Source organism: Stenotrophomonas sp. SrG (assembly GCF_050031795.1).
In the GTDB taxonomy this organism is placed as follows: domain Bacteria; phylum Pseudomonadota; class Gammaproteobacteria; order Xanthomonadales; family Xanthomonadaceae; genus Stenotrophomonas; species Stenotrophomonas rhizophila_A.
On the sequence record NZ_JBNBBE010000012.1, the window covers coordinates 47,059 to 60,373 of the forward strand.

14 protein-coding genes are annotated in these 13,315 nt (G+C 69.0%); 1 reads left to right on the top strand and 13 read right to left on the bottom strand.

Annotation, left to right across the window (positions count from 1 at the left end; genetic code table 11):
• Positions 1-10: 10 nt before the first annotated feature.
• From ACQG3P_RS12600 to ACQG3P_RS12655, 12 genes are read right to left on the bottom strand one after another with little or no spacing between them, the layout of a single operon-like run.
• Positions 11-2,443 carry an MMPL family transporter gene (locus ACQG3P_RS12600; RefSeq protein WP_426805250.1) on the bottom strand — a complete coding sequence of 811 codons (2,433 nt, stop codon included), beginning with the start codon at positions 2,441-2,443 and terminating at the stop codon, positions 11-13.
• Complete coding sequence (locus ACQG3P_RS12605) at positions 2,364-2,990, bottom strand: LolA family protein (protein WP_068854451.1); 627 nt, start codon at positions 2,988-2,990, stop codon at positions 2,364-2,366. Before ACQG3P_RS12605 ends, ACQG3P_RS12600 begins: the two co-directional genes overlap by 80 nt.
• The gene (locus ACQG3P_RS12610) at positions 2,987-3,409 is read right to left on the bottom strand and encodes an acyl-CoA thioesterase (protein ID WP_068854452.1); all 423 of its coding nucleotides are present in this window, start codon (positions 3,407-3,409) and stop codon (positions 2,987-2,989) included. The genes ACQG3P_RS12605 and ACQG3P_RS12610 overlap by 4 nt, the downstream gene beginning before the upstream one ends.
• Entirely contained in the window at positions 3,396-4,958 is a 1,563-nt protein-coding gene (locus ACQG3P_RS12615; RefSeq protein ID WP_426805251.1) for an HAL/PAL/TAL family ammonia-lyase, read from the bottom strand. The genes ACQG3P_RS12610 and ACQG3P_RS12615 overlap by 14 nt, the downstream gene beginning before the upstream one ends.
• Positions 4,948-5,895, bottom strand: a complete 948-nt coding sequence (locus ACQG3P_RS12620) for an acyltransferase (RefSeq protein ID WP_320457720.1) — start codon at positions 5,893-5,895, stop codon at positions 4,948-4,950. The genes ACQG3P_RS12615 and ACQG3P_RS12620 overlap by 11 nt, the downstream gene beginning before the upstream one ends.
• Positions 5,892-6,644 carry a glycosyltransferase family 2 protein gene (locus ACQG3P_RS12625; protein ID WP_426805252.1) on the bottom strand — a complete coding sequence of 251 codons (753 nt, stop codon included), beginning with the start codon at positions 6,642-6,644 and terminating at the stop codon, positions 5,892-5,894. Before ACQG3P_RS12625 ends, ACQG3P_RS12620 begins: the two co-directional genes overlap by 4 nt.
• The gene (locus tag ACQG3P_RS12630; protein ID WP_426805253.1) at positions 6,637-8,325 is read right to left on the bottom strand and encodes an AMP-binding protein; all 1,689 of its coding nucleotides are present in this window, start codon (positions 8,323-8,325) and stop codon (positions 6,637-6,639) included. The genes ACQG3P_RS12625 and ACQG3P_RS12630 overlap by 8 nt, the downstream gene beginning before the upstream one ends.
• A complete protein-coding gene (locus ACQG3P_RS12635; protein ID WP_210131347.1) occupies positions 8,318-8,869 on the bottom strand; it encodes a hypothetical protein in 552 nt (183 codons plus the stop codon). Before ACQG3P_RS12635 ends, ACQG3P_RS12630 begins: the two co-directional genes overlap by 8 nt.
• A 22-nt stretch (positions 8,870-8,891) precedes the next feature.
• On the bottom strand, positions 8,892-9,149 hold the full coding sequence (locus ACQG3P_RS12640) for an acyl carrier protein (protein ID WP_068854458.1): 258 nt from the start codon (positions 9,147-9,149) through the stop codon (positions 8,892-8,894).
• Positions 9,150-9,168: 19 nt separating this feature from the next.
• Positions 9,169-9,429: a phosphopantetheine-binding protein gene (locus ACQG3P_RS12645; RefSeq protein ID WP_068854459.1), complete on the bottom strand. Its 261-nt coding sequence runs from the start codon at positions 9,427-9,429 to the stop codon at positions 9,169-9,171.
• Positions 9,416-10,219: a lysophospholipid acyltransferase family protein gene (locus ACQG3P_RS12650; RefSeq protein WP_336442750.1), complete on the bottom strand. Its 804-nt coding sequence runs from the start codon at positions 10,217-10,219 to the stop codon at positions 9,416-9,418. Before ACQG3P_RS12650 ends, ACQG3P_RS12645 begins: the two co-directional genes overlap by 14 nt.
• Positions 10,212-10,946, bottom strand: a complete 735-nt coding sequence (locus tag ACQG3P_RS12655; protein WP_217537505.1) for a beta-ketoacyl synthase chain length factor — start codon at positions 10,944-10,946, stop codon at positions 10,212-10,214. The genes ACQG3P_RS12650 and ACQG3P_RS12655 overlap by 8 nt, the downstream gene beginning before the upstream one ends.
• Positions 10,947-11,124: 178 nt before the next feature.
• Here ACQG3P_RS12655 and ACQG3P_RS12660 point away from each other — a divergent pair, with 178 nt between their 5' ends.
• Positions 11,125-12,147 carry a pteridine-dependent deoxygenase gene (locus ACQG3P_RS12660; protein ID WP_426805254.1) on the top strand — a complete coding sequence of 341 codons (1,023 nt, stop codon included), beginning with the start codon at positions 11,125-11,127 and terminating at the stop codon, positions 12,145-12,147.
• A gap of 153 nt (positions 12,148-12,300) precedes the next feature.
• Here the strand turns inward: ACQG3P_RS12660 and cydB are convergent, their stop codons facing one another.
• Positions 12,301-13,314 (bottom strand): cytochrome d ubiquinol oxidase subunit II, encoded by a 1,014-nt coding sequence (gene cydB / locus ACQG3P_RS12665; RefSeq protein ID WP_068854461.1) that lies wholly within the window; start codon positions 13,312-13,314, stop codon positions 12,301-12,303.
• Position 13,315: the final 1 nt, after the last annotated feature.

Consider the following 13,315-nt stretch of genomic DNA (forward strand, 5'->3'; position numbering starts at 1 on the left):
GCGCGGTCGCTCAGTGCGGTGCGTCGTGCGGTGGCGGGCGGAACAGCGGCGAGATCAACCAGACCAGGCCGATGCCGAACAGCAGGGTGAGACCGAACGCGCGCAGCGCCGGCGTGGCCGACAGGCCCAACAGGCCGAACGACAGCCAGGTGCTGGCCGCGCCGACGCAGACCGCCAGCCAGGCGCTGGCATCGCCGCGGTGTTCGATCAGGAAGATGCCGTAATCGATGCCCATGCCGAGCAGCAGCATCAACGCCAATACATTGAACAGCTGCAGCGGCTGCCCGAACAGGCCGAGCAGGCCCAGGGTCAGCGCGCCGGCCACCAGCGTGGGAGCGAACACGCGCCATGCCTGCGCGCGGTAGCGCCAGTACAGCACCGCGAACACCAGCACGATGCCCACCAGCAGCAGCGCGCTCATCAGCTTGCGGTAGTGCTTGAGCAGCGCGGAGAAATCAGCGGTGCGGTCGACCCAGCGCACGCCGTCGATGCCCTTGGCCTGCGCTTCGAGCAGCGTCAGCGCATCGGCGCGGGAGAGGTCATCAACCATCACCACCGAGGCCATGCCCTTGCCCACTTCGCCCAGCCACAGGTGGCGGAACGGCATGGCGGCGGGCGACGCCAGGAACGCCTCGGCCTGCAGGTCCTGCGCCGCGTAGTCCGGGCGCTGCAGGCTTTCACCGACCGTTTCGCCGACGGCAGCCAGTACCTGCGGCTCGACCCGCGCGGTCAGCGCGGCATCGGCGTGCTGGCGCTGTACCGACGGCAGCCACTCGCTGATCGCGCGGTAGCCGCCGATCTGCTTGTTCGCCGAGAGCACGCGCAGGCGCTCGATCAGCGCTTCTTCGCGTTCCAGCACCTGTTCGGCGTTGTCGCCCTGCACCAGGTAGAACTGTGCCGGGCTGGGCATGCCCAGCATCTGGCTGATGCGGATCTGCTGGTTGATCAGCGACATCGGCGAGGACTGCAGACTGCGCAGGTTGTCGTCCGCGGTCAGGCGCAGCATGCCAAGGCCCGACAGCACCACCACCGCACCCAGGAACAAGCCGACCGGGCGGCGCCCGTGCAGGCGCGGCCAGCGCTCCAGCGTGGCGCCCAGCCAGCGCGCGAAGCGGGTACTGCGGATTTCGCCGCCATCCAGCCACGGGAACCAGAAGATCACGGTCAGGAACGCACCGGCCAGGCCCACAACGGAGAACAGCGCCATCTGGCGCAGGCCGGGGAACGGCGCCAGGCCCAGCGCGAGATAGGCCAGCGCGCTGGTCACCAGGGCCAGCCACAGGCCGGGCAGCAGGTGCCGCAGCAGTTTCCAGCGGCGGTCGGCCGGCTCGGCCTGGCGCGAGGCGAACCAGTGGATGCCGTAATCCTCGGCGACGCCGACCAGCGAGGCCCCGAACACCAGGGTCAGCACGTGCACCTTGCCGAACACCAGCACGGTCACCGCCAGCGCCACGCCGCAGCCGATCAGCAGCGAGGCGGCCACCAGCAGGATCGGGCGCAGCGAACGGAATGCAAGCCACACCAGCAGCAGCACCGCCGCCAGCGAACCCCAGCCGATGGTGTTGATTTCCCAGTTGGCCTGCACCGCGGCGGCCTCGGCGTGCAGCGGCACGCCGGCGCGCAGTACTTCCAGGCCGGGGGCGTGCTTCGCCGCAGCGGCGGTGGCGGCATCGAGCAGCAGGTCGATATGGCGCTCACCATCGAGCTGGAACGCGGAACCCAGCGTTTCGTACTGGATGACCGACCAGTGCTTGCCGTCGGCCTCGAGCAGGCCGTCGTCGCCCATGCGCAGGCCGGAGGCGGCAGCCCGCTCCTGCCACCACTGCGGCCACAGCGACAGCGGGTCCTGCCGCCATTCGGTCAGGCGCGGCGCGCCCATCGGGCCGTACAACGCGGCCAGCGCGGATTCGGACAGGCTTTCGGCGGACTCATCCTGCAGGCGCTGGCGCTGCTGCCCGGTCAGCAGGCGGTCGCGGTACGGCGCGTAGAACGCGCGCGCCTGGTCGAACCAGCCTTCGATGGAGCCGCTTTCCTGCAACAACGCCTTGCCCTGCGGATCGTCGCGCAGGCGCTGGCGGAAAGCCTGCTCGGCGGCCTTGGTGGCCGCGCCGTCGGCGCTGCCAAGCAGCACCACGATCTGCCGCGCATTCGCATCGGCGATGCGCCGGGTTACATCGGACAGCAGGCGGTCGTGCGCATCCTGCGGCAGCAGCGCCAGGATGTCGGTGTCAATCCGAGATTCCTTCGACCACAGCTGCCATTGCTGCACGCCCAGCCCGACCAACACCAGCAGCCACGCCACCGCCAGCCAGCGCCATGCGCGCTGCAGCCGGCCGTTCTCGCGCCAGGCCGAATTCAACGACTCATTCAAACCGGCGGTCCTCGTCGGCGCTGAGCTGCGCCGGGGTTTCGCCCAGGGCGGTGAAGTGGATGCGGGTGACATCCTGGTTCGCTTCGGTGATCTGCACTTCCCGCACGTAACGGTCGCCGCTCAGTTCGAGCGCACTGAACACCTTGGCCAGCATCGGCGAGCGCGGGGTAAGGTGCATGCGCCAGCCGTTGTCGGGCAGCGCGTCGACCTTCACCGTGAACTGCGCGGACAGCGCCTGCGCATCGCCGCTCATGAGCGCGAACATGATCGCGTTGACCGACCGCATCGCCGGCTGCTGGCGGCCGTCCAGTTCGACCCGGCTGCTGCCATCGCGCTGGCGGCTGAGGATGCGGTCGCGGGTGACCACCACTTCGGAGGGAAACGGCTTGAGCGTGGTCCAGATCACGCCACGGTCCTGGGCCAGCACGAAGCGGCCCTGGGAGCGCAGCGGATTCTTGAAGCCGGAAACCTGCTTGTCCTGGCTGAATTCGCCGCGCAGCACGTTGACCTTGGCCACGCGCTGCTTGACCAGGTCCACGCTGGCGGCCGGCGCGGCGAGCACGGGGCTGGCCACGGCCAGCAGCACCAGCACGCCCAGCGTGCGCAGGAAACGGATCATGGCACCTGTACTCCCAGCCGTTCCCACAGCACCGACGGGCACAGGTACAGCATTTCGTTGGTGGCCGCGTCGACCGCGACCTGGATGGTGTGGGCACGGGTGAGCACCTGGCCGCTGTCGGCGTCGAAGATCTCGTAGGCGATCTTCAGGCGGTTTTCCCACTCGGTGATGGTGGCGCGCACGCGCAGCGCCTGGCCGTACAGCAGCGGGCGGATGTACTTCACCCGCGCGTCGACCACCGGCCAGATGTAGCCGGAATCGCGCATCTGCGGGTAGTCGTAGTCATGGCGCTGCAGCAGCGCGCAGCGCGCCACTTCGAAGTACTTGAAGTAGTTTCCGTGCCACACCACGTGCATCGGATCGCAGTCGTGGAAGGTCGGCGACAGCGCGACCTCGAAGCTCAGGTCAGGGACGGTCATACAGGCTCCAGCGCTGGCTGCGGATATCGTCGAGCAGGCTGCGCAGCTCGCCGTCCAGGGCGCGGTCTTCTTCCACCAGCGCGATGCGTCCGCACAGGTCCTGGTACATGGCGGCCAGGTCACCGTGCAGGGTGGCGTTCATGCCGACCCGCTCGCGCAGGGCCACGCCCTGGCGTGCGGCGATCAGCATGCCGGCCACCACCTGTTCGGTCAGCTCGATCACGCGCAGGCAGTCGCGCGCGGCGATGGTGCCCATGCTGACCTTGTCCTGGTTGTGGCATTCGGTGGAACGCGAGAACACCGAGGCCGGCATGGTCTGCTTGAGCGCTTCGGCGGTCCACGCCGAGACGCTGATCTGCAGCGCCTTCAGGCCGTGGTTGATCGCCGCACGCTCACCGGTGGAGGCCGACAGGTTGGCCGGCAGGCCGTGGTTGAAGCGCGCGTCCACCACCAGCGCCAGCTGGCGGTCGAGCAGATCGGCCAGGTTGGCGATGGTGTTCTTCAGCGCATCCATGGCGAAGGCGATGTGGCCACCGTAGAAGTGGCCGCCGTGCAGGATGCGCTCGCCATCGGCGTCGATCAGCGGGTTGTCGTTGGCGCTGTTGAGTTCGGTTTCGATGAACTGGCGCAGCAACGGCAGCGCATCCTGGACCACGCCGATCACGTGCGGGGCGCAGCGCAGCGAGTAGCGGTCCTGCAGGCGCTGTTCGTTGCGGGGCGGGCGGTCGCTGTGCAGGTCGTCGCGCAGGCGCGCGGCGATCTGCATCTGGCCCGGATGTGGCTTGGCGGCGAACAGCATTTCATCGAAATGGTGTGCGTTGCCGTCGCTGGCCAGCACGTTGAAGGCGGTCAAGCGGGTCGCCAGCCTGGTCAGGTAATCGGCGCGGTCGTAGGCCAGGCACGCCAGCGCGGTCATCACCGCGGTGCCGTTCATGATCGCCAGGCCTTCCTTGGGCCGCAGCCGCAGCGGGGCCATGCCGATCTCGGCCAGTACCTCGGCGGCCGGGCGGCGTAGACCCTGGTACATCACCTCGCGTTCGCCACACAGCACGGCGGCCACGTAGGACAGCGGAGTGAGGTCGCCACTGGCGCCGACCGATCCTTCGGCCGGAATCAGCGGCAGCACGTCGTGGCGCAGCAGCGTGGCCAGACCCTGCAGCAGCGGATGGCTCACGCCCGACATGCCACGCACCAGCGAGGCCAGGCGCGCGGCGATGACCGCACGGGTCTCCTGTTCGTCCAGGAAGCGGCCCAGGCCACAGCCGTGGTAGGTGAACAGATGGTGCGGCAGTTCGGCAACCAGTGCCGGTGGAATGTTGACCGTGCACGAATCGCCGTAGCCGGTGGTCACGCCGTAGATCACCCCGTCCTCGCGCAGCAGGCGATCGAGGAAATCGGCGCCGCGCTGGATGCGCGCGGTGAATGCCGGGTCGTCGCTGACCACGGCGTCGGCCTGGCGCTGCGAGAGCGCGACCACGTCTTCAATGGTCAGCGGCGCATCGCCGAAGCGGAGCGTCCGGGTCGGGGTGGAGCCTGCATTACGTGCCATGAGATGCCTGATCCCAGAAGGGGAAGAAGTTGAACCAGTCCAAGGGGGCTTCGGTGACCTGGCGTTCCAGCCACCGGGCGAAATGTTCGGCCTGCGCGGTCAGCGCGGCATCGCGCGAGCCGCGCGGCAGGGTGATGCGGTCGCTGAAGTGCTCGAAGCGCACGCGGTAGCCCGTGCCTTCGTGCAGGCAGGCCATGGTGTACACCGGGCAGGCCAGCGCCGAGGCGAGTACATAGGCGCCGATCGGGAACTGGGCGGTATGGCCCAGGAACGGTGCCGGCACGGTGCGCCCGCCGCGCAGCGGCACGCGGTCGCCGACGATGGCCACGAATCCGCCGGCCTGCACGCGGCGCTGCAGCTCCACGGCGGTGGCCGGGCCCATGTCGGTGACCTGCATCAGTTCCACCGAGGCCAGCGGATCCAGCCGCTGCATGAGCCGGTTGAAGCGCTGCGCATGTGCGGTGTGCACCAGCACGGTGATGTGGAAGCCGGGCACCTGCTCGGCCAGCACCTGGCACAGCTCCAGGCAGCCGATGTGCGCGGTGAGGATCAGCCCGCCTTCGCGGCGTGCGATCTTTTCCAGCATCAGGTCGCGCTGCAGCTGGATGCGCTCGGGCGGGTAGCGCCCGCCCAGGCCCAGCAGCTTGTCCAGCAGCGTATCGGCGAACAGCGCGAAGTGTTTCAGGCTGGTCCAGCGCCCCGGCGTACCGCCGAGCACCCCGGTATGCGCCTGCAGCCGCTGCAGGTACTGCAGCGAGGCGCGGCGCGCCACGCCGTTGCTCAACCAATGGCACAGCACCACCGGGTATACGCACAGGCGGAACGGCCAGCGTCCGAACCAGCGGTGCACCCAGCACAGGAACAGCACCCCGGCGGCCGAAGTGGTCTCGCCCAGGTCGGCCCAGTGCGGGGCGTTGGCCGGTGCCGGTGCGTTCATGCCGCCGCGGTTCCTGCGACGCGGCGCCACAGCAGGCGCGGGGCGCGCCAGAGCATGCCGAAGAAAAGGCGGGTGTGCATGCGGCTGATGCGCACGTTGTCGCGCCACACATCGAAGTGCGAGACGCCATCGCTGGGATAGGTCACCCGGGTGGGCAGGCTGATCACCTGCACGCCACGCCAGAACAGCCGCACCAGGATCTCGCTGTCGAAATCCATGCGCCGGCCGATGGTTTCCTCGCCCACCAGGCGGGTGACCGGGGCCAGCGGATACAGCCGGAAGCCGCACATTGAATCGCGGATCTGCAGCGACAGCGTATTGATCCAGACCCAGATATGGGTGGCATAGCGCCCGTACAGGCGTGCCTTGGGCACGCTGTCGTCGTAGACCGGAATGCCGCAGATCACCGCCTGCGGGTGCTGCGTGGCCAGGGCCACGAAGCGCGGAATATCGGCCGGGTCGTGCTGGCCGTCGGCATCGATCTGCAGCACGTGGGCATGCCCACGCCGCGCCGCTTCAGCGAAGCCGGCCAGCATCGCGCCGCCCTTGCCCTGGTTCACCGCCAGGCGCAGCAGGCTGACCTGGTCCGGGTGTGCCTGCGCCAACGCCTGCAGCACCTGCGCGCAGGCCGGGTGCGAGCCATCATCCACCAGCAGGCACGGCAGGCCACTGGCACGCACGCCCCGCACCACCGCGCCGATGGCGTGTTCGTGGTCGTAGACGGGAATCACCACCAGCGGCTCAAGCATCGCCGAACACCACCCGCCCGCTGGCATGCACGCCGTGGTCGGAGACATAACGGAAGCTCAGCACCGATTTCAGTGCATCCCAGCCCAGCGTCAGCTGCAGGCGGTCGCCCGGCCGCGCCACGTGCTGGAATTTCAGGGCGTCCATCCGCTCGAAACGCGGCGGCATGGCGAAGGCTTCGCGCGCGTAATGGATCGCCCAGTCCAGCTGGACCACCCCGGGCAGGATCTTCGCCTGCGGGAAGTGGCCATCGAAGGCGACCAGGTCCGGTTCGAGCGGGAGCACCAGCACGGCCGCGTCGGCGGCGCGCTGCTGCCACTGTGCCACCGGCAGCAGTGGCCGGAACAACGCTTCCAGCGCGGCGGCGGTGATCTTGCCCTGCGCGTTGTACGGCAGTTCGTCGATGAAGCGCCAGCGCCGCGGGCGGGTCACCGCATCATGGCTGTGGGCCAGGTGCGCACCCAGCGCCTGCGACAGCTGGCGGCGCTGTGCATCGGTCCACTGCGCCACGCCACCGTTGTGCGGCACCACCACGGCGGCAAGCTGTTCGCGCGCGCCCTGCAGCACCAGCACGCGCACGTCCTGTACCTGCGGGTGCGCGCGCAGCTGCTGTTCCAACGCGTCGAGCGAGACCCGGCGTTCTTCGATCTTGACAATGCGGTCGGCGCGCCCGAGCAGGCGGAAGCTGCGCCCGGCATCGGCCTCCACGCGGTCCTGGGTCTGCCACCACGCGTCGTCGACCAGGTGCGGCGAGGACACGGCCAGGCAGCCTTCCTCGATCCGCCAGGACACGCCCGGCAGCGGGTGCCACTGCGGCTGTTCGGCGCTCCATTGGCGCCAGGCGATGCCGCCGGTTTCGCTGCTGCCGAACACTTCGGTGGGTGCCACGCCGAGCAGCGCGCGGGCCTGCAGCGCGGCCTCGCTGGGCAGCGGGCCGCCAGAGGAAAACACCGCGCGCAGCTGGCCGCTCAGCGATGACCAGTCCAGCTGTTCGGGCAGGCGCTTGAGATGGGCCGGGGTGGCGACCAGCACCGAGGGCTGGTGCGCCAGCGCGCTGACCAGGTCTTCATGGAAGAAGCGGCGCGGCTGGATCGAGCGACCCGCCGCCAATGGCCACAGCACCCGGAACAGCAGGCCGTAGATGTGCTGGTGCGAGACCGTGCCGTGTACCTGCGCGCCATCGAGCTGCGCACCGAACGCGGCCTGCAGCGCATCCACCTCGCGGGTCAGCTGGCGCATGCGCTTGCTGATCGCGCTGGGCGCGCCGGTGCTGCCGGAGGTGAACACCACCAGTTCCAGCGCGTCTTCGTCCAGCACGGCCAGCTCGGCCTGAGGGTCGGCGGCGTCGCGCGGCTGCAGCGGCGCGAAATGCGCCGGCACGTCACCGGCGAAGCCGGCCACGCGCGGGGCCAGCCCGTCCAGGGTGGCCGGCAGGTTGTCGCCGCCCAGGAACACCCGCTTGCCGGCATGCCAGGCACCAAAAAGCGCGGCGGCGAAATCCAGGGTGTCGTCGAAATAGAGCGCCCAGTCGCGGCCAGGCGCGGCGGCGAACGCCTGCTGCCAGCCGATGACCCGGGTGCGGAACTGCGGGTGCGCCACGGCACTGCCCGCTGCATCGATGCCGACGATGCGTTCGGCCCGGGGCAGCTGCGCCAACCGGTCCAGCGCGATCCACTCAGCCATGCGCGTGTGCCGCCTTCACCCGCCGCCGCACCAGCCATTCACCACCAAACAGGACACCCATCATCACGTACGCCAACAATCCGTTGTAGAGCGCCCAGACCTGGTTGGAGGCCCAGAACGCCGTGAGCAGGGCCAGGCCCCCGTTGAGAACAAAAAAGCCGCACCACACCTGGGTGACACGGCGGGTATAGACCACGGCGAACGGCGGCAGTTCCGGCTCGGTCAAGCGCGCCAGCCGCTCCACCGCGCTGGGCGGGAAACGCAGGCTGGTGGCAAAGATCACCAGCATCACCGCATTGACCAGCGCCGGGTACAGCTTCAACGGCAGCGCCTGGTTGAACGCGGTGGCCAGCAGGGCCAGCACGCCGGCGCCGATCGCGGCGGCCCACCACACCGGCTGGCGGGTGGTCAGTGCGCGCAGCGCGGCCAGGGCGAACAGCAGCAGGGCCATCCAGCGCGGCTCGAAGCGCCCCAGCGAGAGATACACCACCAGCGGGTACGCCAGCGACAGCACTGCAAACGCCGCGACGCGTACCCGGACCATGGTCGATCTTCAGCGGCGGCCGTCAGGCGGCCGCTTGCCCGGGCAGCAGCCCATGCACCACATCGACGATGTCCTGCACGGTGCGGACCGCCTTGAAGGCTTCCGGCTGCAGGTTGCGGCCGAGCAGCGGCTTGAGCTGCACGATCAGGTCCACGGCATCGATGCTGTCGATGTCCAGGTCGTCGTACAGGCGGGCCTGGGGCGTGATGCGCACCGGTTCGATCTCAAAGCTGTCCTTGAGGATCTTGACGATGCGATCGAAAAGTTCGTTCTTGGTCATGGCAAATCCTGAGACGCCGTTAAGACTGCTGGCGTGCGGCGACAAACTCGCCAAGGGCACGCACGCTGGAAAAATGGCGACGGGTCTCTTCCGAGTCGGCGGACAGGCTGACACCGTACTTTTTCTGCAGGGCCAAACCAAGTTCAAGCGCGTCGATCGAATCCAGGCCCAGCCCCTCCACGAACAGGGGTGCGGCGGCGTCGATGTCGTCCGGAGTGATGTCTTCCAATGAAAGCGATGAAATGATCAATTCCTTGATCTCGTGCTCAAGTGCCTGCACGGCTTGGTTCTCCAGCGAAGTCAAAGTAGTGGGCAAGGTGATCGGTCACGCGCCGGGCCGCCAAGGCATCCCCCCTGGGCGTATCGTCGGCCCCGGTCAGGAACGGGGCGATCGGGAGATCTTCCCCGACTTCCAGCTGAACGTGAAAACGCCGTGATGGCACACGATACCATTTCTGGCCCTTGGTCAGGGTAGGCGGGGTGCAGGTGATCCTGACCGGGGTAATGTCCAGCCGGCCCCGGACGGCAATGTTGGCGGCGCCGCGTTGCAGCCGCAGCGGCTGTCCCGGGACAGTGCGGGTGCCCTCCGGGAAGATCACCAGGGTGCCCCCGGCCTTGACGGCGGCGATGCAGTCATCGATCAGCCCCGCCCCGTCGCTATTGGCCACGTAGCCAGCCGCGCGGACGGGGCCGCGCATGAAGGGGTTGCAGGCGACAGCCTGCTTCACGACGCAATCGGCGTTGGGCAGCTGGGCGATCAGCAGCACCACGTCGATCAGGGTGGGATGGTTGGCCAGGATCAGCAGACCGTTGCGCTGCAGGCGTTCCGCGCCCCGGATCTCGTACGTCATCACCCCCAGCCAGCGCATCAGCGCGACATGGCTGGCGAAACTGAATTGGACCAGCCGGCGCGCCAGGGTGCGCCGCCGGGCCGTGTGACGGACCAGCAGCAGCAGCGGAAACAGCAGCCCACCCAGCAGCAGCCCGCCGATCCCGAAGGCGGCGAAACTGACGCCGGTGCCGACCACGCGCCAGGCGTGGTCGAGGCGGGCGCGCCAGCGCTCAGCCATGGCGCTGCCAGGACCACTGCTGGCCATCGGCCTGGAACTGCAGCGCCGGCTCGCCAGACAGCAGGAAGCGCAGCGCGTCCAGGCTGTGCGGCAGCGCGCCGGGCGGGCTGTCCTGCCCGCCCCGGCCCCAGCCCAGCGACAGCCGGGTGCCCGGCGCATCGGCGCGGGCCAGCCGCCAGCACCAGGCGAAGAAGGGGTCAGGCTCATCGGCGAACCCGGCGTACACCGCCGGCAGCGGCGATTCGTAGGCGATCACGCGCACTTCCGGGGCGCCATCGGCGAGCAGCCCGAAGGCCTCCACGCAGGCGGCCTCCACCGTGCCCCGGCCGCCGGCCAGGGCCAGGTAGTTGCCGCGCTGGCCGCGCGCGATCGAATACAGCGCGGCCACCGCGTTGTGCACCGACAGGCCAAAGCCGGTGGGCGACATCGGGGCATCCTGGCGCAGGGTATCGAGCAGTTCCATCGAACGGGCCACGTCGCCATGCCGGGACGCGAACACCAGCGGCACCTGGCCGGCATCGTCGGGCTGTTCGCACCAGCACGCGGCCTGGATGGCCATGCGGCCCAAGCGCTCGATGCGGCGGCGTTGCATGGCCGGCACTTCCGGCAACGCGGGCGTGTCGTCGCCTTCGGGCAACGTCGGTGCGTGGGCCCACGCCTGCCAATCCGATTTCGTGGTCAGTCCCGGTGCCCAGGCCGACCAATCCACAACAGAGAACTCGATCATTCACGCCAACATGGTTATGGGCACCTGGACAGCACGAGCCTTGGCGGCAACGCGGATCGGCTCCCCCATTCCAGCCGGCCCACGCCTGTCTTCGACATCGTCCGGCGTGTTCGGCACGCCGCGAAAGGAGCGCACGCTATCATGACACCCTCGGCACTGGCAGTTTTCACAATCTGAAATGAGTAGCACGATCCACAGCGTAGCGGCCGCGCAGGTCCTTTCTCCCTCGGCAGACCCCGCGCTGTTCCGTGCGTTTTATGCCCCCGCTGCTGAACGCGATGCCGCCCTGGCCGACCCGCGCACGCTGGCCGTGTTCGGCTTTTCAACCACTGCCGCGCCCTGCGACGACCCGCGCTGGCTGCAGGTGCCGCTGGCCGAACAGGGCCCGCCGCAGGTCGAGATCTGGCAGGGCGCCAGCCCGGTGCAGCACGGCATGCGCGGGGGCGTGCGCTGGTCGGCCAACGACACGTTGCTGTTCGGCGCGATCGAAATTGACGAGGTCGCCGGTGATATCGAGTCGGCCGCGGCAGACGCCTACGCTCGGATGAGTGGCTTTCTGGCCAACTGCGGTTTCCCGCACCTGCTGCGCACCTGGAACTACCTGGACGCGGTGACCGAAGGCGACGGCGACCAGGAACGCTACCGGCGCTTCTGCGTGGGCCGGGTGCGTGGGCTGCGCGAGCTGGACGAGGCCGCCCTGCCGGCGGCCACCTGCATTGGCCGTTTCGATGGCGTACGCCGGCTGCAGGTGTACTGGCTGGCGGCCCGCGAGGCCGGCCTGCCGCTGGAGAACCCCCGCCAGGTCAGCGCGTTCCGCTACCCGCGCCAGTACGGCCCGCAGTCGCCCAGCTTCTCGCGGGCCCTTTTGCCGCCGCCTGCCACCGGCCTGCCGCTGTTGCAGTCAGGCACGGCGGCCATCGTCGGGCATGTCTCGCAGCACACCGGGTCGGTGGCCGAGCAGCTGGAAGAGACCCTGACCAACCTGCAGAGCCTGGTCGATGCCGCGCGCCTGCAAAGGCCGGGGTTGCCGGCTGCGCTGGGCGCGGAATCCGTGTTGAAGGTGTATGTGCGCCGGGCCGAGGACATGCCGGCGATTGCAGCGCGGATGGCCGGACTGCCGGGCAGCCCTGCCTTCGTGGTGCTGCACGCCGAGGTGTGCCGCGCCGAATTGCTGGTCGAGATCGAAGGCCTGCACGGGTGACGCGCGTGACGACCAACGGTCGTCACCTACCGCGTATCGCCTGGCCAGGGATGTGCCGCGTTTCGGCCGGGCCGGGGATGTGCCCCGAATCGTCCGTTCCGGGATGTACCGCATGCCGGTAGGTGACGACCGTTGGTCGTCACCCGGACCCGGTCAATGGTATCCGGCGTCCGCGCGGACCTTGCCGCGGAATACGCGGTACGACCACGCCGTGTAGCCCAGGATCACCGGCAGCAGCACCACCAGGCCGACCAGGCTGAAGCCCATCGACGAGGCCGGCGCCGCCGCCTGCCACAGGGTCATGCTGGGCGGCAGCAGGTAGGGCCACATGCCCAGCACCAGCCCGATGAAGCCGAGCACGAACAGCGCCAGCGTCAGCAGGAACGGCGGCAGGTCGCGGCGCGGGTGCATGGCGCTGCGCCACAGCGCCACCGCCACGCCCAGGGTCAGCAGCGGCACCGGCGACAGCCACCAGAAGTTGCCGTCGCTGAACCAGCGCGCCATCAGGCGCGAATCCAGGAACGGCAGCCACGCACTGACCAGCCCCATGAACACGATCACCGCCACCACCAGCGGCCGGGTCAGGGTGCGCGCGAAGGTCTGCTCGCGGCCTTCGGTCTTCAGGATCAGCCAGGTACTGCCCAGCAACGCATAGCCGAACACCACCGCCGCGCCGGTCAGCATCGAGAATGGGCTGAACCAGCCGAACGGCCCACCCACGTACTGCCCGTCCACCACCTGCAGGCCCTGCACCAGCGCACCCAGGATCACGCCCTGGGCAAACGCGGCCAGCACCGAGCCCAGCCCGAAGGCCACGCTCCACAGCCGCCGCGAACGGTGCGCCTTGAAGCGGAATTCAAATGCCACCCCGCGGAACACCAGCGCCACCACCAGCAGCAGCACCGGCAGGTACAGGGCCGACAGCAGCGCGGCATAGGCCTTGGGGAACGCGGCCATCAGCCCTGCCCCGCCCAGCACCAGCCAGGTTTCGTTGCCGTCCCAGATCGGCGCGGCGGTGTTCATCATCACGTCGAGCTGTTCTTCATCCTCGGCCATCGGCGCGAGGATGCCGATGCCCAGCACGAAGCCATCCAGCACCACGTACATCAGCACGCCGAAGCCGATCACCGCGAACCATGCCACCGGCAGCCAGGTCGTCATCTCCATG